This is a genomic window from Enterobacter sp. MGH 24 (assembly GCF_000493015.1).
GTDB lineage: Bacteria > Pseudomonadota > Gammaproteobacteria > Enterobacterales > Enterobacteriaceae > Enterobacter.
In genome coordinates this window covers 1,618,687-1,639,056 of sequence record NZ_KI535657.1, presented here as the reverse complement: position 1 = coordinate 1,639,056, position 20,370 = coordinate 1,618,687, and the positions used below count along the sequence as shown (strand labels likewise).

Genomic DNA, 20,370 nt, shown 5'->3' with positions numbered 1-20,370 from the left:
AAAGATAACTGCGATTAAGCAGCTTCTTTCGCATCGCGAACAGCAGCCAGAGTGCGAACCAGTTTGCCAGCCGAAGCTTCTTTCATGGTTGCCATCAGGCGTGCAATTGCTTCTTCGTAGGTCGGCAGGGTTGCCAGGCGATCGATTTGCGATGCCGGGATCAACTCACCTTCAAAGGCTGCAGCTTTGACCTCAAATTTTGCATTCGCTTTCGCGAACTCTTTGAACAGACGAGCAGCAGCGCCCGGGTGTTCCATAGAGTATGCAATCAGGGTCGGACCAACAAACGTGTCTTTCAGGCACTCGAACTGAGTACCTTCAACTACGCGACGCAGCAGGGTGTTACGAACAACACGCATGTATACGCCAGCTTCACGACCTGCTTTACGCAGTTCAGTCATTTTGTCTACAGTAACGCCACGGGAATCCGCAACTACTGCAGACAGCGCGCCTTTGGCTACTTCGCTGACTTCAGCAACAATCGCTTGTTTGTCTTGAAGATTTAAAGCCATTAGCTTTGCTCCTGGATGTTTGCCGGAACTCATGTTCCGGAACTCACTTCACTCTCCCCAACGGAAAGAGCGTCTTAATACGGTGAGCAGAAACAAGCCAGAGTATCCAAAAATAATCTTAGCGTTCTGTCACCGTCTACGCAGGGGATTAAGTCTCTTGCGAAACACCTGCGGTCTTCGACGGAGGCCTGGATTAGGCCAGGCTCCAACGAACAAATCTTTTAGCCGCTAACTTTCGTTAGCAAACGTGGGGGTAAGATTGTAGACAAAATCACCGCCCACGTAAAGGCATTAGTTTGCAGCAGCGCTCAGGCCAGCCTGGTCAACTGCAACACCTGCACCCATGGTGGTGGAGATGCTAACTTTCTTGATGTACACGCCTTTCGCCTGAGTTGGTTTTGCTTTTTTCAGCGCAACCAGCAGAGCTTCCAGGTTTTCTTTCAGTTTGTCAGCGTCAAAGTCCACTTTACCGATGGTGGTGTGGATGATGCCGTTTTTGTCGTTACGATAACGAACCTGACCTGCTTTAGCGTTCTTAACCGCTTCAGCAACGTTAGGCGTTACAGTACCCACTTTCGGGTTTGGCATCAGGCCGCGTGGACCCAGAACCTGGCCCAGCTGGCCAACAACGCGCATTGCATCTGGAGAAGCAATAACAACGTCAAAGTTCATTTCGCCTTTCTTGATCTGATCAGCCAGATCTTCCATACCTACCAGTTCAGCGCCGGCAGCTTTAGCAGCTTCAGCGTTTGCACCCTGAGCAAATACAGCTACGCGAACGGAACGGCCAGTACCGTGTGGCAGTACAGTTGCGCCACGAACGTTCTGATCGGATTTACGCGCGTCGATGCCGAGGTTAACGGCAACGTCAACGCTTTCAACGAACTTAGCAGTTGCCAGTTCTTTCAGCAGAGCGATAGCTTCGTTGATGTCGTACTGTTTGGTCGCATCAACTTTGTCACGGATCACGGACATGCGCTTGGTCAGTTTAGCCATTTCTTAGTCCTCCACTACCAGGCCCATGGAACGTGCAGTACCTTCGATTGAGCGAGTCATCGCTTCAATGTCGGCACCAGTCATGTCGGCAGCTTTGGTCTGCGCGATTTCCTGCAGCTGAGCGCGGGAAATTTTACCCACTTTGTCTTTGTTCGGTTTACCGGAACCAGACTTGATACCAGCCGCTTTCTTCAGCAGAACTGCTGCTGGAGGGGTTTTGGTAACGAAAGTGAAAGAACGGTCAGCGTAAACAGTGATTACGACTGGGATTGGCAGACCTTTTTCCAGGGATTCGGTTTTGGCGTTGAACGCTTTACAGAATTCCATGATGTTCACACCCTGCTGACCCAGAGCTGGACCAACTGGTGGACTTGGGTTCGCCATACCAGCTGCAACCTGCAGCTTGACGTAGGCTTGTACTTTCTTAGCCATTCTAAAATCCTCTGATTGGGTAATAGCGCCTCAGGGAGGCTCCCCGTGAATAAAATTCGTTTTACGGGCCGGGGCCCATAAAAACAAAAGGCGCGAAATTGTATTCCAATCTCGCGCCCTGTGCAACGATTAAATCGCCGCTTTTTTGATCGCTGCTTAGGCTTTTTCGACCTGCGCAAAGTCCAGTTCTACCGGGGTCGCACGACCGAAGATAGAAACAGAAACTTTCAGGCGGGACTTCTCGTAGTCCACTTCTTCAACGACGCCGTTAAAGTCAGCAAACGGACCGTCGCTAACACGAACCATTTCACCCGGTTCAAACAGCGTTTTAGGACGCGGCTTATCACCCACCTGCTGCAGGCGGTTCATAATCGCATCAACTTCTTTGTCGCTGATTGGCGCCGGACGGTCAGACGTGCCGCCGATAAAGCCCATCACGCGCGGTACGCTGCGCACCAGGTGCCAGCTCGCGTCGTTCATCACCATCTGAACCAGCACGTAACCCGGGAAGAATTTACGCTCGCTTTTGCGACGTTGGCCGCCACGGATCTCAACCACTTCTTCGGTCGGAACCATAACTTCGCCAAATAACTCTTCCATGTTGTGTAATTTGATATGCTCGCGCAGCGACGTTGCTACGCGGCCTTCAAAACCGGAAAACGCCTGAACGACGTACCAACGCTTTTTAGGGGCTTCAGACATCTTAGAACCTCAGGCCAGTAATAAAGGAAACCAGGCGAACCAGAATACCATCCAGTCCCCACAGGATCAGTGACATTACAGCGGTAACCGCCGCTACGATCAGCGTGGTGTGCAATGTTTCCTGGCGAGTCGGCCAAATGACCTTACGAACTTCGGTACGCGCTTCACGTGCAAAAGCAACGGTTGCTTTACCTTTAGTCGTCAACAGCGCGACACCGCCCGCTGCAGCAATCAGAATCACCACTGCCAGCGCACGGAGCGGCAGCATCATGTCACGATAAAGATAGTTGCCAACGATTGCCACAATCAGCAGCACGGCAACAGCGACCCACTTCATCGCTTCCAGGCCGCGCCCGCTCCCTTGAGCTTCGGTATTCGCACTCATAAACCAACCTGTCAGAAGAATTCTACAAATAATTTCACCCCGCGATTGCGAGGCGAGCCAAATCGAAATAATCCCTTTATGGATTATACGCTCTCTGCAGAGCCTGTCTCAGCAATGATTATGACAAAAATAATCACTGATGAGCCAGGTTCTGATGTGAAAGCGTGCAAAAAGGGCATCAAATGATGCCCTTTTCATGCGCATTGCGTCAAATGTTATCAGCGATTAGCCGAGAACTTTAGCAACCACGCCCGCGCCAACGGTACGGCCACCTTCACGGATTGCGAAACGCAGACCGTCGTCCATCGCGATTGGGTGGATCAGCGTCACAACCATCTTGATGTTGTCGCCTGGCATTACCATCTCAACGCCTTCTGGCAGTTCGATGGTACCGGTCACGTCAGTTGTACGGAAGTAGAACTGTGGACGGTAGCCTTTGAAGAACGGAGTATGACGGCCGCCTTCGTCTTTGGACAGGATGTACACTTCAGATTCGAACTTGGTGTGTGGCTTGATTGAGCCTGGCTTCGCCAGAACCTGACCACGTTCGATTTCTTCACGTTTGATACCACGCAGCAGAACACCAACGTTCTCACCAGCACGGCCTTCGTCCAGCAGTTTGCGGAACATTTCAACGCCAGTACAGGTAGACTTCGCAGTCTCTTTGATACCAACGATTTCAACTTCTTCGCCAACTTTGATGATACCGCGCTCTACACGACCGGTAACAACGGTACCACGACCGGAGATGGAGAATACGTCTTCGATTGGCAGCAGGAATGGCTTGTCAATCGCACGCTCTGGTTCTGGGATGTAAGAATCCAGGAAGCCAGCCAGTTCGATGATTTTCGCTTCCCACTCAGCTTCGCCTTCCAGCGCTTTCAGAGCAGAACCACGAACGATTGGGGTATCGTCGCCTGGGAAATCGTACTGAGACAGCAGTTCACGAACTTCCATCTCTACCAGTTCCAGCAGCTCTTCGTCATCAACCATGTCACATTTGTTCAGGAACACGATGATGAAAGGAACGCCTACCTGACGACCCAGCAGGATGTGCTCACGAGTCTGAGGCATTGGGCCGTCAGTCGCTGCAACAACCAGGATCGCGCCGTCCATCTGCGCAGCACCGGTGATCATGTTTTTAACATAGTCGGCGTGGCCTGGGCAGTCTACGTGTGCGTAGTGGCGAGTCGGGGTGTCGTACTCAACGTGAGAGGTGTTGATGGTGATACCACGAGCTTTTTCTTCTGGCGCGTTATCGATCTGGTCGAATGCGCGAGCAGAACCACCGTAGGTTTTTGCCAGAACGGTAGTGATTGCAGCGGTCAGCGTTGTTTTACCATGGTCAACGTGGCCGATAGTACCGACGTTAACGTGCGGTTTTGTACGTTCAAACTTTTCTTTAGACATCGATTGTCCCTCTAAGACACGGATAAATCGGTGATATCACCACATCAACCAGGCGAAATGCCTGAATTGTTGAATACAGTAAAATTGAAACAGAGAGAAACGGGAAGGAGAAGTGAAGTGGTGCTGATACCCAGAGTCGAACTGGGGACCTCACCCTTACCAAGGGTGCGCTCTACCAACTGAGCCATATCAGCACGTATTGGAGCGGGCAGCGGGAATCGAACCCGCATCATCAGCTTGGAAGGCTGAGGTAATAGCCATTATACGATGCCCGCATCCTGAAACTCGGCTACCCAGTTCTTTCTGTAACAAAAAAAGAGATTTCTCTCTTTTTCAGTTTGAGCTGGCTAATTTTTCCAACCAGCTCCGGCGGCATTTACGCTGCCAGAAAGTGGTGGTGGGGGAAGGATTCGAACCTTCGAAGTCTGTGACGGCAGATTTACAGTCTGCTCCCTTTGGCCGCTCGGGAACCCCACCGGACTTGATGGTGCCGACTACCGGAATCGAACTGGTGACCTACTGATTACAAGTCAGTTGCTCTACCTACTGAGCTAAGTCGGCATCAAGTAGCGCGCATTCTATGGATACCTGCGCGGTCATGCAACTAAAAATTTGCATAAAACGTTCTTTCGCTCACATTTTATGCGAACAGCGTATCGAACGCTGTAAAAGTAGTCATTTAAGGTCAAATATTCAACATATCAGCGTGATTTGCACCGTATTCACCGTAGCGTGACGGCTTCCGCGTAACGCAGCGCTTTCCATCTTTTTTCTTATTATTCCTGTCATCTGGTGTTAACCTCCTGCCCATTGTCCAAAATTAACTGTGTGATGAGCCACGATCCGGCAGTGTGATGCTGGCTCACTGAAGCATGCTTATGAGCAAAAAAGAGCAAACGTTAATGACGCCTTATCTTCACTTTAACCGCAGCCAGTGGGCTGCCCTGCGTGATTCCGTCCCTATGACGCTGACGGAAGGTGAAATCGCACGGTTAAAAGGGATAAACGAAGATCTGTCCCTGGAAGAAGTGGCAGAAATTTATCTCCCCCTCTCTCGCTTGCTTAACTTCTATATCAGCTCGAACCTGCGCCGTCAGGCTGTGCTGGAGCAGTTTCTCGGGACGAACGGTCAACGCATTCCTTATATCATTAGTATCGCAGGCAGCGTGGCCGTGGGTAAAAGTACCACCGCGCGTGTCCTGCAGGCGCTGTTGAGCCGCTGGCCGGAACACCGCAGCGTGGAACTGATCACCACCGACGGCTTCCTGCACCCGAATGAGGTGTTAAAAGAACGCGGGCTGATGAAGAAGAAAGGCTTCCCGCTCTCTTATGATATGCACCGTCTGGTGAAATTTGTCTCTGACCTGAAATCCGGCGTGCCGCACGTGACTGCGCCAGTCTATTCGCATCTGATCTACGATCGCATCCCGGACGGGGATAAAACGGTGGTCCAGCCGGACATCCTTATTCTGGAAGGTTTGAACGTGCTGCAAAGCGGGATGGACTATCCTCACGATCCGCATCACGTATTCGTCTCGGATTTCGTCGATTTCTCTATTTATGTCGATGCGCCGGAAGACCTGCTGCAAAACTGGTACATCAACCGCTTCCTGAAGTTCCGCGAAGGGGCGTTCACTGACCCGGATTCCTATTTCCACCACTATGCTCAGCTTTCTGAAGAAGAAGCGATCGGCGTGGCCACAGGTCTGTGGAATGAGATCAACTACGTCAACCTCAAAGAGAACATCCTGCCGACGCGCGAGCGTGCAAGCCTGATCCTCACCAAGAGCGAGAAGCACGCCGTCGACCAGATTCGCCTGCGGAAATAATCAAGCAGACATAAAAAAACCGGCTTAGCGCCGGTTTTTTTTCGTTATGCCTGTGGCTTCTCGCCATTTTCATCCTGATCGACCGCGAAGCAGGCAACCAGCTGGCCGCCATAATCCTTCAGCTGCGGCTGGAGCTGAGTGCACGGGCCAAAGCGGCGACTGCAGCGGGCGTTGAATGCACATCCCGGAGGTGGATTCAGCGGACTTGGCAGTTCCCCCGTCAGCTTAATACGCTCTCGACGATCGTCCGGGTTCAGACGCGGCGTCGCAGACAACAGCGCCTGGGTATACGGGTGACGAGGGTTATTAAAGATCTGGTCTTTCGTCCCCTTCTCCACGCAGCGCCCCAGGTACATCACCATCACTTCATCAGCAATGTGCTCGACAACCGACAGGTCGTGGGAGATGAACACATAAGACAGCCCCAGCTCCTGCTGGAGATCCATCATCAGGTTCAGTACCTGCGCACGCACGGATACGTCGAGCGCGGAGACCGGCTCATCGGCAATCACCACGTCGGGATCGAGCATAAGCCCACGAGCAATCGCGATACGCTGACGCTGGCCGCCGGAGAACATGTGCGGATAGCGATCGTAATGCTCGGTTTTGAGGCCGACCTTCGCCATCATCGCCAGCGCTTTTTCACGGCGCTGCTCTTTGCTCAGATTACTGTTGATCAGCAGCGGCTCTTCCAGAATCTGCCCCACTTTTTTACGCGGGTTCAAAGAACCATACGGGTTCTGGAACACAATCTGGATTTTCTGACGACGCAGCTTCTGCGCCTGCGGATCGTGCTTGAGCAGATCCTGTCCCTGATAATAGAGCTCACCGCCTGTTGGTACTTCAATCATCGTCAGCAGACGGCCCAGCGTGGATTTGCCGCAGCCTGACTCCCCCACCACCGCCAGCGTTTTACCGCGTTCGAGGTTAAAGGAGACGCCGTCCAGCGCTTTCACCAGGCGTTCAGGGGCAAACAGCCCCTTCTTCACCGGGTAGTATTTTTTCAGATCGATGGCCTGCAGCAGCGGCTGTTGCGTGGTGGCCTGTTGCGTACTCATAGTGTTGGCCTCCCGGCATCATCGAGTGGGTAGTGGCATTTCGACTGACGACCGTCAGCAAGCTGGTTCAGCTCCGGCTCTTCTGCCCGGCATTTGTCCGTAGCATACGGGCAGCGCGGATTGAGCAGACAGCCCTGAGGACGGTCATATTTACCCGGTACCACACCCGGCAGCGACGCCAGACGCGCTTTGTCCTGGGCAAACTCCGGCAGCGCGCGTAAAAGCGCCTGGGTATACGGATGACGCGGCGCGCGGAAAATATCGTGTGAGTTTCCGGTCTCGACCACCTGACCGGCATACATCACGATGATTTTGTGCGCGGCTTCGGCCACCAGCGCCAGATCGTGCGTAATCAGCACCAGCGCCATATTCTCTTTCTGCTGCAGCTCCAGCAGCAGTTCGATGATTTGCGCCTGAATGGTCACATCCAGCGCCGTCGTCGGTTCATCCGCAATCAGCAGTTTTGGTCGACAGGCAATTGCCATGGCGATCATCACGCGCTGGCTCATCCCACCGGAGAGCTGGTGCGGATAAACGTCCAGACGCGATGCCGGGTCAGGAATACCCACCTGGTTCAGCAGGTCGATCGCGCGCTGACGACGGGTTTTCTTATTCCCGCCCTGATGCACCTTAATCGCTTCCATAATCTGGAAACCGACGGTGTAGCACGGGTTCAGGCTGGTCATCGGGTCCTGGAAGATCATCGCTACTTCGGCACCCACCAGCTGGCGGCGCTGTTTTTCAGAAATGCGCTTCAGGTCCTGACCGTTGAACTGCAGGTTTTCCGCCATCACGCGGCCCGGGTAATCAATCAGTCCCATAATCGCCAGCGAACTCACTGACTTACCGGAACCGGACTCCCCGACAATGCCAACCACTTCGCCCTGATTTACGCTGTAGCTGATGCGGTCCACGGCGCGAAACGGGGTGCCTTCGTCGCCGAAGTGCACCGATAATTTATCTACATTTAATAACGCCATCTCGTGCCTCTTACTGCTTCAGTTTGGGATCAAGCGCATCACGCAGGCCATCACCCATCAGGTTAAATGCCAGCACCGTCAGCAGGATTGCCAGACCCGGGAAGGTGACAACCCACCAGGCGCTTTGTGCGAACTGCAACACGTCGGAGAGCATGGTGCCCCACTCCGGTGTTGGCGGCTGCGCACCCATGCCCAGGAAGCCAAGAGCGGCCATATCAAGAATGGCGTTAGAGAAACCGAGCGACGCCTGAACAATCAGCGGCGCAAGACAGTTAGGGAAGATATTGACGAACATCTGGCGCATCGCACCGGCACCCGCCACGCGAGATGCCGTGACGTAATCGCGGTTCACTTCCACCAGCACCGCCGCACGGGTTAAACGTACATAGTGAGGGAGCGCCACGAAGGTCAACGCCAGCGCGGCGTTACCAATCGACGGGCCGAAGATCGCCACCAGCACCAGCGCCAGCAGCAGGCTCGGCAGCGCCAGCATGATGTCGACGATACGCATGATGATGTTATCAACGATGCCACCGAAGTAACCGGCAACCAGGCCGAGAACAACGCCCATGATCAGCGACAGCACAACAACGAGACAGCCGACCAGCAGCGACAGGCGCGCGCCGTACATCAGACGCGACAGCACGTCGCGGCCCACGTCATCGGTACCCAGCAGGTGCGCCAGGCTACCGCCATCCTGCCACGCAGGCGGCGCGAGCAGCGCATCGCGGAACTGATCCGCCGGGTTATACGGTGCGAGGAAGTTCGCAAACACCGCAATCAGGATCATGATTACGACATACACCAGCCCTACCACCGCGCCTTTATTGCGCTTGAAGTAGTGCCAGAACTCCTGCAGCGGCGTCATAGGAACCGGTGCAGCGACCACTTTATTTTGAGTGACTTGTGACATGATGGTCCCTTACTTCTTATGACGAATACGCGGGTTCACCACGCCGTACAGCAAATCGACCAGCAGGTTGACGAGGATAATCATCGTCGCGACCAGCAGTACACCGCCCTGCACAACCGGATAGTCACGGCGTTGCAGCGCGTCAATCAGCCAGCGTCCAAGGCCCGGCCAGGAGAAGATGGTTTCGGTCAGGATCGCCCCCGCCAGCAACGTCCCCACCTGGAGACCGATAACGGTCACCACCGGCAGCATGGCATTACGCAGCGCATGAACGATGATGACGCGCATACGCGTCAGGCCCTTGGCGCGCGCGGTGCGGATATAATCTTCACCCAGCACTTCCAGCATTGATGAACGGGTCATACGCACGATCACCGCCAGAGGAATAGTGCCTAGCACCATGGCAGGCAGGATCATGTGCGCCACGGCATCAATGAAGTTACCCTCTTCTCCCCAGATAGCCGTATCAATCAGCATAAAGCCGGTGAGCGGGTTGCTATCATCCAGGAAGACCATATCGCTGACGCGCCCGGAGACCGGCGTCAGGTTAAGCTGCACCGATACCAGCATGATCAGCATCATGCCCCACCAGAAGATAGGCATGGAGTAGCCGGTCAGCGCCAGGCCCACGGCGGTATGATCAAAAATAGAGCCACGCTTGACGGCAGCCAGTACCCCAACAGGAATACCCACCGCAGTGGCGAAAATCATGGCGCAGACGCCAAGCTCCAGTGTCGCTTTAAAACGCGGCACGAACTCGTCCCACACCGGAAGACGGCTTTTCAGCGAAATCCCTAAATCACCGTGCAACACGCCCCAGATATAGTGGAGGTACTGCTGCCACATCGGCTTATCGAGACCGAGTTCCGCCAGCAGCTGTGCATGGCGTTCAGGGGAAATACCACGCTCGCCCGCCATAATCATTACCGGGTCGCCGGGGATCATATGGACGAAGGCAAAAGTGAGAAGGGTGATACCGATAAACGTGGGGATAACAAGTCCCAGACGTCGGAGGATGAACTGCAACATAACCCGGATTCTCTCTGATGACGCACGACCAGTGGCGTGACGTCTGTATTGCTCACAAATGTAAATTCCCTCTCCCTGTGGGAGAGGGTTAGGGTGAGGGGATGCATGCACGACCCTCACCCCTGCCCTCTCCCAAAGGGAGAGGGAGAACACCCTACTTATTATTCAACCGATACGTTTTCGAAGTGGTGTTTGCCCAGTGGATCAACCACGTAGCCCTTCACTTCTTTACGCACTGGCTCGTACACGGTGGAGTGGGCAACAATCAGCGCCGGAGCCTGATCGTGCATAACAACCTGAGCCTGCTTGTACAGTTCAATACGTTTGTTGTGATCGTCGGTCGCACGCGCCGGCTGGATCAGGTCTTCAAACGGCTTGTAGCACCAGCGAGAATAGTTAGAACCGTCTTTCGCCGCCGCGCAGCTGAACAGGGTGGCGAAGAAGTTGTCCGGATCCCCGTTATCACCGGTCCAGCCCATCATTACCGCCTGGTGCTCACCCGCTTTGGCGCGCTTCAGGTACTCGCCCCACTCGTAGGTCACAATCTTGGCCTGTACGCCAATCTTCGCCCAGTCAGCCTGAACCATTTCCGCCATACGGCGTGCGTTCGGGTTATACGGACGCTGTACCGGCATCGCCCACAGCTCAACGGTAAAGCCTTTATCCTGGCCCGCTTCTTTCAGCAGCGCTTTCGCTTTCTCAGGATCGTAGCTGTAATCTTTAACGTCGTCGTTATAGCCCCACATTGTTGGTGGGATCAGGTTTTTGGCAGCAACGCCAGCGCCCTGGTAAACGGCTTTGATGATCGCTTCTTTGTTCACCGCGTAGGTCAGCGCCTGACGCACTTTCACGTCATCAAACGGTTTCTTCTCGGTGTTGAAGGAGAGATAGCCCACGTTCAGGCCAGCCTGCTCCAGCAGGTTGATGTTCTTGTCCTGCTTCATGCGGGCGATATCAGCCGGGTTCGGGTACGGCATCACCTGGCATTCGTTTTTCTGCAGTTTTGCATAACGCACTGACGCATCAGGCGTGATGGAGAAGACCAGACGGTCGATCTTCGGCTTGGTGCCCCAATAGCCTTCGAAGGCTTTGTACAGAATGCGGGAATCTTTCTGGTACTGCAGCAGCTGGAATGGACCGGTACCGATTGGGTTCAGGTCGACTTTTTCCGGCGTACCGGCTTTCAGCATGTTGTCTGCGTACTCTTTGGACAGAATAGAGGCGAAGTCCATGGCCAGGTCAGCCAGGAACGGCGCTTCCGGACGCGTCAGCACGAACTGAACCGTATTATCGTCCACTTTTTTCACTTCAGAGATCAGATCCGGCAGACCCATCCCTTCGAAGTATTCATAGCTGCCGCCAGACACTTTGTGGTACGGGTTCTGGGCGTTTTTCTGACGGTCGAAGGAGAACACAACGTCGTCGGCGTTAAAGTCGCGCGTTGGTTTGAATTCTTTGCTGTCCTGCCACTTCACGCCCTGGCGCAGGTGGAAGGTATAGGTTTTGCCGTCTTCGCTGACGTCCCACTTCTCGGCCAGACCCGGAATCACTTCCGTGGTACCGGTTTTGAATTCAACCAGACGGTTATAGATCGGTACAGAGCTTGCGTCGTAAGTCGTACCAGAGGTAAAGAGCTGTGGGTTAAAGCCTTCCGGCGAGCCTTCAGAACAGTAAACCAGGGTTTTTGCCTGTACGCTTGCTGCCACGGTCATAGCCACCAGGCTCAGACCAAGCTTCAGCATCCCTGACTTCTTCAAGGAAATACTCATTATTCTGCTCCAATGTGATGTTTTGCTTTGTTGTGTTACGCCGCCAGACCTTTATTTATTTTTTACCCGGTCCGGTCGGTGATGCCCGAAGGCTTTAAAGGGATGGAGAATCCTTTCAGAAGAGCGTTTGAGTTGCAGCGCAGATCGTCCCTGAAATGCCCCTCATGCCCTACAATCTGTCAACAGAATGTGAAAACGTCAATACAGGTGACGGGGATTTACGCTGAGTGTGAGAAACCGCAAACAAAGATTAAAAAAACTATGTATGCCAGTTTTCAGCAGGGAAATTTATGCTACTCGCTATCTTGCAGCACAAGTCTCTTCATATTTCGCAACAATCAGTGATTAACTTTTATTCAGAATGGGTAAATTTTCTTGCAGAATGGTGATTATCTGAGCACTAAATACCGCGAACGTTAAAACGCACAGCGAAAAATGCTGAGGTTATCCATAAGCAACGCGAAAAAAGATCAATCTATATATAAAAAAATACAATGGATTATGTCACAAAATCGTTAACAGATAGGCAGAAGCGGGTGTAAGGGGCGTTTTGGTTAGTCTGACGGGCTAAGGTCATAATGCAAAAAGGGCTAACCTTGCGGTTAGCCCTTTTCAGAATGTGGTCGGCGAGAGAGGATTCGAACCTCCGACCCACTGGTCCCAAACCAGTTGCGCTACCAAGCTGCGCTACTCGCCGAATGCGGAGCGCATCTTACTGCTGAGGTGCGCCCCCGTCAATCCCTTATTTTCAAAAAGACAATCAACTGGCGATATTCTCGCCAGAGCAGCTACTGCGCGGCTTTTGCGGTGTTATCAGGGAGTTTACACCAGTTGTTGTTTTCGTTAATCCCACCGTTCGGTGAGGTGTAGCCGAGACAACCCATAATGGTGTCGTACAGCTCAACGTGACGACGCGGCACCTTCATCTCCGCCTCTTTCTTCAGCTGAGCAAACATCTTCGCCTTCTCCGGGTTTTCCAGATACTTATCTGACATCCACATGATCATCGGCACGCGGAACTGTTCTGGCGGTGCCAGCTTGCGCGGCGTACCGTGCAGATGCTCTTTCTCGTTGATGGATTCACCGTGGTCTGCCGCGTAAATCACAATCGCTTTCTTATCGCGCAGCTGGTCAATCACCCGGCTCAGGAAGGTATCCACATACAGCACCGAGTTATCGTAGGCGTTGATCAGCTCCTGCTTGCTGCAGTCTTTATTAATGCCCACGCACTCAGGCTGCCACTTCGCGAAATCACGCGTGTAGCGCTGGTAATAGCTGTAATGCGACCCTTTGGTATGCAGAATAACCAGATGCTTGCCCTGTGGATGGTTCTTGAGGGACTGCGACATCTCTTCCAGCAGCAGCATGTCGTCGACGTTTTTACCGCGGTTACGCGGCTCGGCGCCAATCTGCTCGCGGTACGCGATGTTATCTGCCAGCGTGTTGGTGTAGAACCACATCTCACTTTGCATGGCGAACAGGTCGGAGCTAAATCCAAGCTGCTTCAGCACGGCAAACACGTTCTGTTCTTTCAGCGTGCGTTGCGGGTTATCGCTTGCACCGCCTTCACGCACAAACATACAGCGCAGCGAGAGCTTGGTTGCGGTATCACAGGAGTAGCCACGGTAAGCCACCAGGTTCTTTTCCTGCGCCAGCTTTGGCGTGGTATCCCGGTCATAGCCGAGAATGCCCATATGATCCCAGCGCGTCGTTTCACCAATGACAAAGACGACGTATGTATCATCAATTCCGTCGGCTGGCGGCTGGTAGGTGAATTTTTTCAGTGGATTGATCAGAGACTTCACATCACTGGATTCATCCGCCTGCGCCCAGGCATACAAACCTAACGCTGACAGCCAGTTAGACGGCAAATAGGAGTTTGCCACCACGCCGCCATAGCTTGGCATATCGACGCCCGTCGCTTTTTCGACGCGTTTTTGCTGCGTTTCCATCAGGCGGATAGGCGCCCATACCAGCAGACCGGCCAGCAGGACGACGACGATATTGCGGATCCGCTGCCCGCGCGTACGCAGCTGGCGTAAAAGCGTATAGCGACAGGTATTGCTCCAGATAAAGAACAGCGGGATCAGACAGGTTAAGATCGTCCAGACGATAAAGCCTTTCCCAACCACCTCTTTCGAGAGATCGATATCCGTGGTCATCACCGAGGCAACGATACCGTAGCCAATGACCACGTTCATAAACGTCATGTAATAGCTTGCGGCAGCGGAAATAATCACCACCAGCGAGGCTAAAATTTGCCAGGTTCGGCGGCCAAAGAGAGAGAGCAGGCGTAACAGGAAAAAGGTAGCCAGAACAGAGCCAAACACTTCAATCGCGGCGAATATCCCATTGCTTACGGTGAGGTGTTCAAAATAGCCTTCCACTCTTCTGAACAGCACCGCGCCATTCAGAAACAAACCGATATAGACAGCCAGCATCAGACACAAACGTTGCTGGGTAAGAGACCTAATGTATTTCATGCAAACAACCCTGGGGGAAGGGGTATAAAGACCCGCCGAATCTCAACGAGAAAGCGGACAGAGTAAGTAAATGCGTAAGGAAGCGTTATGAGAAACGTCTACAAGCGCGGTAAGTAGACCACAGCGGGAGAGAAAAGTGGCAGCAGAGAGTGTGATCGGTGTAAATTTTTACAAAATATCGAGACGGGAAGCCTCTCACATAAAGAAAAAAGAGGCCGCAATGGCCTCTTTCATTCCGCTTATGCATGTACTTCTTTAAATACTTCGCGCTGCGGCTGGCGAATCGTGGTGGATAGCGCCAGTGAGATAATCAACAAGGCGAAGATGACGCAGAAGGTCACATAGAACCCGCCGAACAGGGAGGCAATCAGCGAACCGCAGATACTGCCGATGCCGAAGCCGAGATAAATCACGCCATAGTTTTTCGCCAGATTGTTCAGGCCAAAGAACTCGCTCACCAGTGACGGGAAGACGGTAATGGTGCCGCCGAAGTTAAAGGCCACGCAGGCAATCGCCGCGAAGAAGGTGGCTTCATTCAGCGGAGCGAACAGCAGCGCCGCCATGCCGACCAGCGAAACCACCTGCCCAATCGTAATCACGCGGATGCGGGCAATTTTGTCAGACAGAATACCGAGGACCAAACGACCGGAGAGGTTAGCAATGGAGATCACGGTCACCGCATTCGCCGCCGTGGCCGCATCCAGCTTCACCATCCCCTGCGCGATGTCCTTCGCCACGCCGATAACATACAGTCCGCTCATGCAGGCCGTCAGGAACATCACCGCCAGCATCCAGTACTGTGGCTTACGCATGGACTGCGCGAGAGTGAAGTCGTTCTCCACCACGCCGTTAACGGATTTGACCTCCTGCTGCGGCGCATCGGTCATCAGCGTGGCACCGAACAGAATCATCACCAGCACGATGGCGCCCCAGATCATAAAGGTGTTTTCGAGGCCAACGGACGCCAGCAGATGAGAGTCGATAAATTTGAACCCGAGGCTGCCCAGACCATAGGATCCGATGGCAAACGCGGAGATTAAACCTTTACGCTCCGGGAACCACTTCACGCAGTTCGACAGGGTCAGGAGGTAACCTGCGCCATCGGCCAGGCCCACCAGCACGCCGGCGCTCAGCCACAGCATCATCAGGTTGCTGGAATGCGCCGTCAGGAAAAAGCCCAGACCCAGCAGTATGCCGGACGCCATGGTCACACGCTTCACCCCGAAACGCTCCTGCAGCTTGCCCGCGACGGAAGACGAAATCGCCAGACCCAGGCTCAGCAGACCAAAGGAGAACGCGACCTGGCTGACCGGTGCGCCAAGTTTGTCGGAAAGCGCACTGTTAAACAGGCTCCAGGTATAGACCGACCCCAGCGCAAACTGGGTAACGATGGTGCCAAAGAGCGTAAGCCAGCGCGTGCGGTTATAAGTTGATGTGTTCATGGCAGTTGTCCTGCAAGAGAAATTAAGGAAGTTCGCTGAGGACAACGATAAACAAAACCTTAATACGCCTGGGGGGAAACGGCATGAAATGCAGGCGGAGCGGAATGAAATGCCTGGAATCGGGAATGAATGGCCTGGTTCGGGAATAAAGCGACAGCGTGTTAGTACCCGCTATCGCTACAATGCCCGTGGTTGTTGTATTCTAAATGTTATCGTAACGTTTAAAAAAGTAACAACACTAGAAATTCGCGCTGACGCCGAGGGTGTATAAAAACTCCTCACCGATGGTGGTATGCTCACCCTGAGCCAGCGACGCATAGGCCGCCATGTGTGTATTAAAGGGAATATCCGTTCCCACGGTGACATCCATCCAGCTACCACTTTGGGCAGGGGCCGGCGTTTGCGGCATACCAAACTGCGATTTCCACTGGTTTTCACCAAACTGCTGGTTATAGCTGATCTGCGCCCAGGGACGGAGATCCCCGTACTGGGTATTCACGCGCCACCCCAGCGTGCTCACGCTGGCATGCCAGAGCGGGTCGGTAAGTGCCTGCGTCGACGCGCTATCACCAAACTCGTTGACCATCATGGGAGTCGTTCCGTCATACCGCCACGCCACCACCGGGCCGGTGGTGATACGTGCTGAAACCGGAAAATTCCAGCCCACGCTCATCGCCCCATCCACCGTGTTGCCTGACGGCACATTCAGGGCAAGGCCTGGCGCATTTTGTGAAGACTGAATACGCTCAGCGAGAATATCCTCATAACGCGGTTGGTGATCCGCGTCCCATGTATAGCGTTCCGCCGTATTATTTTGGGCGTCTGAAACGATATATTCCTGTTGCCAGGCAGACGCTGAATTACAAAAAAACAGGCAGGCTGAAATCCCCACCAGGCCAGAAGCAGCATGGCGACCACTGATTTTTTTTATCATCATCAACGCGACCCCAGAGAGAGCCGAATTCGGCGATATTTGTCGTTATTCAGGAAGAGCTTATAGAGCACATGGCCCTGTATTAACTATTGTCTTTATAGTAAACACGTCAAGCCAGACAGAATGAAAATTTTGCGAAATCAGTATCAATAAGGGAGATGACGGATGGAACGTTGCGGTTGGGTAAGCCAGGATCAGCTTTATATCGACTATCACGATCGGGAATGGGGCGTGCCGGAAACGGATGGCAAAAAACTCTTTGAGATGATCTGCCTGGAAGGCCAGCAGGCGGGGTTATCGTGGATAACGGTACTGAAGAAACGCGAAAACTACCGCAACGCCTTCCTCCAGTTCGATCCTGTCGCCGTCGCCGCGATGACCGATGAAGACGTGGAACGCCTGGTACAGGATGCCGGCATCATCCGCCATCGCGGTAAGATTCAGGCCATCATCGGTAACGCACGCGCTTACCTGGCGATGGAACAAAACGGCGAATCGTTTTCAGATTTTGTCTGGTCGTTTGTGAACAACGATCCGCAGGTCACCCAGGCCGCCACGCTCGCGGAAATCCCGGCCTCTACCCCGGCCTCGGATGCCCTCTCGAAGGCCCTGAAAAAACGCGGCTTTAAGTTTGTCGGCTCCACCATCTGCTACGCCTTTATGCAGGCCTGTGGCCTGGTCAACGATCACGTTACCGGCTGCTTCTGTCATCCGGGAGACCATCATGATCCGCAAATGGCAAAGTGAGAATACCACACCGCTTCTGAGCCTGTGGCTTGAAAGCACCACGGAGGCGCATCCGTTTATCGAGCCGGGTTACTGGAAAGAGAACGAGGCGATGGTGCGGGACGTTTACCTGCCGTCGGCGGAAACCTGGGTCTGGGAACAGGATGGCGAACCTTGCGGATTTATCAGCGTGATGCAGTCTCAGTTTGTCGGCGCCCTGTTTGTGGCGCCGTCATGCATCGGGAAAGGCATCGGGCGCGCGCTGCTGAACCACGTTCAACAGCGCTTCCCGCACTTAACGCTGGAGGTGTACCAGAAAAATGTTCGGGCGGTGAATTTCTACCATGCTCAGGGCTTTCGCATTGAAGACAGCGCCTGGCAGGATGATACCCAGCACCCGACGTGGATCATGAGCTGGCAGGCGGATCAAACGCCGTTAAGGTAAGCTCGGGTCCCTGATATTTCTCGACCCAGGCCAGGGCCGTGTTCCCTGCGCAACCATTCCCCAGCTTCGAGCTGGGGAGATCTTTGGTCAGCACGTTAACCGCCCCGTTTTTACAAATACCGCCTTCGGCGGGCTCCAGATCGGGCCATGCGCCCTGATGAATACAGAGCACGCCCGGTTTAATCCCGTCGCTCACCACTGCCCCTGCCAGTACCTGCCCGCGCGAGTTCCAGACGCGCACCACGTCGCCGTCCGCAATCCCGCGCGCTTTCGCATCGAGGGTATTCAGCGTGATCGGCTCTCGCCCGGCGACCGCATACTGCTCGCGCAGGGACGTATAGTTAAGCTGGCTGTGCAGACGGTGCGCGGGATGCGCAGACAGCACCTGCAGCTGTTCCGGCTGGGCGTTGCCGTGCCACTCGTCCGGCTCGAGCCACATAGGGTGTGGCGGGCAGTCGGCATACCCGAAGCTGGCGATGCGCTCGCTGTAGATCACGATCTTTCCGCTCTCGGTTTTCAGCGGGTGGCTCTCCGGTTCGCGGCGGAAATCGGCAAAGCGGACAAACTTCGCGTTCTGTTCGCTCTCCGGCATCTCGACGATCTGGTTTGCCTCCCAGAACTCAGCAAAGGGCGGAAGCGTCACGCCCTGCGCTGCGCCGCGCTGTCCGGCAATCTGATAGAAGGTCTCCAGCCATTCGAGGTCAGTTTTCCCCTCGGTGAAACGCGCGCGGCCGCCCGCTTCCCACAGCTCGCTCAGTTCAGCAAACACGTCAAAATCATCACGTGCTTCATCTCGCGGGGCCACTACACGCTTCATCGGGACCATATGCTGGTTGCTGTAGTCGCCGGTCATGGTGAGATCGTTACGCTCAAACGAGGTGGTCGCCGGCAGCACAATATCTGCATGCTTAGCCGAGCCGGTCCAGAAACACTCTGAGATCACCACCAGCTCCGGCTTCTGCCAGGCGCGGATCAGGCGATTGGTATCCTGATGGTGCGTGAAGTTCGACCCGCCCGCCCACCAGACAAATTTAATATCCGGGAAGTGGCGGTCCAGACCATTGTGCTGATAAAAACCGCCGGGATTTTCCAGGGCTTCAACGATCCGCGCCACCGGGATTTTATCCACGGCGTCCACGCCCCCCTGCACCGAGCCTTGCAGAGACGCCAGCACCGCCGCTTTACGCGTAGGATTACCGCCGTTTGCAAAGTGATAGGAGAGACCAAAACCCCCGCCCGGCGTGCCGATCTGCCCAAGCATTGCGGCAAGGGTGACCAGCATCCAGTGTTTTTGCTCGCCAAACTGCTGGCGCTGCATCCCCCAGCCGGACATTAACATCGTGGTACTTTTATGGAATAACGCCGCCAGTTCGCGGATTTTCTCTGCGGGAACGCCGCAAATATTTGCCGCCCACTCTGCCGTTTTTGCTACCCCATCGGATTGACCCGTCAGGTAGTCGGCGAATTTATCGAAGCCGGTGGTACAGCGCGTCAGGAATTCAACGTCGTGCCAGCCGTTTTCAACCAGCGTATGAGCGATACCCAGCATCATCGCCACGTCGGTGCCCATATGCGGGGCAATCCACTCGGCGCTGTCGCCGAAGAAATCCATGGTTTCAGAGCGCATCGGGTCAATGCAGATGATGCGCTTGCCGCTTTTGCGCAGCGCGTCGAAATATCCAATGCCCTGCTCGTCGCTGGCATTCCAGGCAATTTTCAGTGTGTTAAGCGGATTAGCGCTCCAGAGCACCACCACGTCGGTATGCGCCAGCACCAGCGGCCAGCTGGTCTGCTGCTGGTACACTTCGTTCCCCCCGACAACGTACGGCATGATCGCCTGCGCCGCGCCGGTGGAGTAATCACCCAGATGACCGGTATAGCCTCCCGTCAGGCTCATGTAGCGCTGCAGCAGCGTCGAGGCCTTATGCAGCACGCCGTTAGAACGCCAGCCGTAGGAGCCGGCGAAAATGGACGACGGCCCGTAACTGTCGCGAATACGCTTGTGCTGGGCGTGGATCAGCGCCAGCGCGTCATCCCAGCTCACGCGAACAAACTCATCCTGACCGCGAATACCCTGAGGCTTGTCCGGCGAGGCCAGAAAACCTTTACGCACCATCGGCCAGCGAACGCGCGTTTTGCTATGCACCTGATCGCGAACGACGGTCTGTAACGAGTTGGGATGTTGGGTTGGTAATGCCCCGCGGGACGACAGAACATTTTCGCCGTCGGTTTCGACCAGCATCGGCCCCCAGTGGGCGGCGGTCAGAATGGTTTTCGTTGAGGTGCTCAAGCGTGCGCTCCTGGTTGCGTGCAGGTTTTACCGCC

Annotated in this window: 18 protein-coding genes and 5 tRNA genes; 3 read left to right on the top strand and 20 right to left on the bottom strand. The window is 54.4% G+C overall.

The genetic code is table 11. From position 1 onward, the window contains the following. Positions 1-14: 14 nt before the first annotated feature. From rplJ to L370_RS14105, 10 genes are all read right to left on the bottom strand, one after another. Complete coding sequence (gene rplJ, locus L370_RS14060) at positions 15-512, bottom strand: 50S ribosomal protein L10 (protein WP_001207203.1); 498 nt, start codon at positions 510-512, stop codon at positions 15-17. A gap of 291 nt (positions 513-803) precedes the next feature. Further along, entirely contained in the window at positions 804-1,508 is a 705-nt protein-coding gene (gene rplA, locus L370_RS14065) for a 50S ribosomal protein L1 (protein ID WP_006810530.1), read from the bottom strand. A gap of 3 nt (positions 1,509-1,511) precedes the next feature. After that, a complete protein-coding gene (rplK, locus tag L370_RS14070) occupies positions 1,512-1,940 on the bottom strand; it encodes a 50S ribosomal protein L11 (RefSeq protein ID WP_008503452.1) in 429 nt (142 codons plus the stop codon). 156 nt (positions 1,941-2,096) lie between these two features. Then, positions 2,097-2,642 (bottom strand): transcription termination/antitermination protein NusG, encoded by a 546-nt coding sequence (gene nusG, locus L370_RS14075; RefSeq protein ID WP_002438628.1) that lies wholly within the window; start codon positions 2,640-2,642, stop codon positions 2,097-2,099. A 1-nt stretch (position 2,643) separates the two neighbouring features. Continuing rightward, a complete protein-coding gene (gene secE, locus L370_RS14080; protein WP_014068449.1) occupies positions 2,644-3,027 on the bottom strand; it encodes a preprotein translocase subunit SecE in 384 nt (127 codons plus the stop codon). 225 nt (positions 3,028-3,252) lie between these two features. Next, positions 3,253-4,437 (bottom strand): elongation factor Tu, encoded by a 1,185-nt coding sequence (gene tuf / locus L370_RS14085; protein WP_014068448.1) that lies wholly within the window; start codon positions 4,435-4,437, stop codon positions 3,253-3,255. A gap of 118 nt (positions 4,438-4,555) precedes the next feature. Next, a tRNA-Thr gene (locus L370_RS14090) sits at positions 4,556-4,631 on the bottom strand. A 6-nt stretch (positions 4,632-4,637) separates the two neighbouring features. After that, a tRNA-Gly gene (locus L370_RS14095) sits at positions 4,638-4,712 on the bottom strand. A gap of 117 nt (positions 4,713-4,829) precedes the next feature. Then, positions 4,830-4,914: transfer RNA gene (locus tag L370_RS14100), tRNA-Tyr, on the bottom strand. Positions 4,915-4,922: 8 nt separating this feature from the next. Continuing rightward, positions 4,923-4,998: transfer RNA gene (locus L370_RS14105), tRNA-Thr, on the bottom strand. 317 nt (positions 4,999-5,315) lie between these two features. On the opposite strand from L370_RS14105, the gene coaA reads away from it, so the two are divergent. Then, positions 5,316-6,266, top strand: coding sequence for a type I pantothenate kinase (gene coaA, locus L370_RS14110; RefSeq protein ID WP_032643800.1), 951 nt, complete (start codon positions 5,316-5,318; stop codon positions 6,264-6,266). Positions 6,267-6,310: 44 nt separating this feature from the next. Here the strand turns inward: coaA and dppF are convergent, their stop codons facing one another. The 9 genes from dppF to L370_RS14155 form a co-directional block, all read right to left on the bottom strand. Next, positions 6,311-7,324, bottom strand: coding sequence for a dipeptide ABC transporter ATP-binding subunit DppF (dppF, locus tag L370_RS14115; protein ID WP_023309965.1), 1,014 nt, complete (start codon positions 7,322-7,324; stop codon positions 6,311-6,313). Further along, positions 7,321-8,304 (bottom strand): dipeptide ABC transporter ATP-binding protein, encoded by a 984-nt coding sequence (gene dppD, locus L370_RS14120; protein WP_008502772.1) that lies wholly within the window; start codon positions 8,302-8,304, stop codon positions 7,321-7,323. The genes dppF and dppD overlap by 4 nt, the downstream gene beginning before the upstream one ends. A 10-nt stretch (positions 8,305-8,314) precedes the next feature. Next, positions 8,315-9,217, bottom strand: coding sequence for a dipeptide ABC transporter permease DppC (gene dppC / locus L370_RS14125; protein WP_023309963.1), 903 nt, complete (start codon positions 9,215-9,217; stop codon positions 8,315-8,317). Between the two features lie 9 nt (positions 9,218-9,226). Next, on the bottom strand, positions 9,227-10,246 hold the full coding sequence (dppB, locus tag L370_RS14130; protein WP_023334097.1) for a dipeptide ABC transporter permease DppB: 1,020 nt from the start codon (positions 10,244-10,246) through the stop codon (positions 9,227-9,229). A 161-nt stretch (positions 10,247-10,407) separates the two neighbouring features. Next, positions 10,408-12,015 (bottom strand): dipeptide ABC transporter periplasmic-binding protein DppA, encoded by a 1,608-nt coding sequence (dppA, locus tag L370_RS14135; RefSeq protein ID WP_023334096.1) that lies wholly within the window; start codon positions 12,013-12,015, stop codon positions 10,408-10,410. Positions 12,016-12,635: 620 nt separating this feature from the next. Continuing rightward, positions 12,636-12,712, bottom strand: a tRNA-Pro gene (locus tag L370_RS14140). Positions 12,713-12,803: 91 nt separating this feature from the next. Continuing rightward, positions 12,804-14,498: a kdo(2)-lipid A phosphoethanolamine 7''-transferase gene (gene eptB / locus L370_RS14145; protein ID WP_023334095.1), complete on the bottom strand. Its 1,695-nt coding sequence runs from the start codon at positions 14,496-14,498 to the stop codon at positions 12,804-12,806. Between the two features lie 239 nt (positions 14,499-14,737). Further along, a complete protein-coding gene (locus L370_RS14150) occupies positions 14,738-15,940 on the bottom strand; it encodes an L-lactate MFS transporter (protein WP_023334094.1) in 1,203 nt (400 codons plus the stop codon). 238 nt (positions 15,941-16,178) lie between these two features. Further along, positions 16,179-16,877: an autotransporter domain-containing protein gene (locus L370_RS14155; protein WP_023334093.1), complete on the bottom strand. Its 699-nt coding sequence runs from the start codon at positions 16,875-16,877 to the stop codon at positions 16,179-16,181. Positions 16,878-17,039: 162 nt separating this feature from the next. Between L370_RS14155 and tag the strand changes: the two genes are divergently transcribed. Further along, the gene (gene tag, locus L370_RS14160; RefSeq protein ID WP_023334092.1) at positions 17,040-17,621 is read left to right on the top strand and encodes a DNA-3-methyladenine glycosylase I; all 582 of its coding nucleotides are present in this window, start codon (positions 17,040-17,042) and stop codon (positions 17,619-17,621) included. After that, on the top strand, positions 17,599-18,045 hold the full coding sequence (locus tag L370_RS14165; protein ID WP_023334091.1) for an N-acetyltransferase: 447 nt from the start codon (positions 17,599-17,601) through the stop codon (positions 18,043-18,045). Before tag ends, L370_RS14165 begins: the two co-directional genes overlap by 23 nt. On the opposite strand, the gene L370_RS14170 is transcribed toward L370_RS14165, so the two are convergent. Continuing rightward, positions 18,008-20,287, bottom strand: coding sequence for a molybdopterin guanine dinucleotide-containing S/N-oxide reductase (locus L370_RS14170; RefSeq protein WP_050582372.1), 2,280 nt, complete (start codon positions 20,285-20,287; stop codon positions 18,008-18,010). The genes L370_RS14165 and L370_RS14170 overlap by 38 nt on opposite strands. Positions 20,288-20,370: the final 83 nt, after the last annotated feature.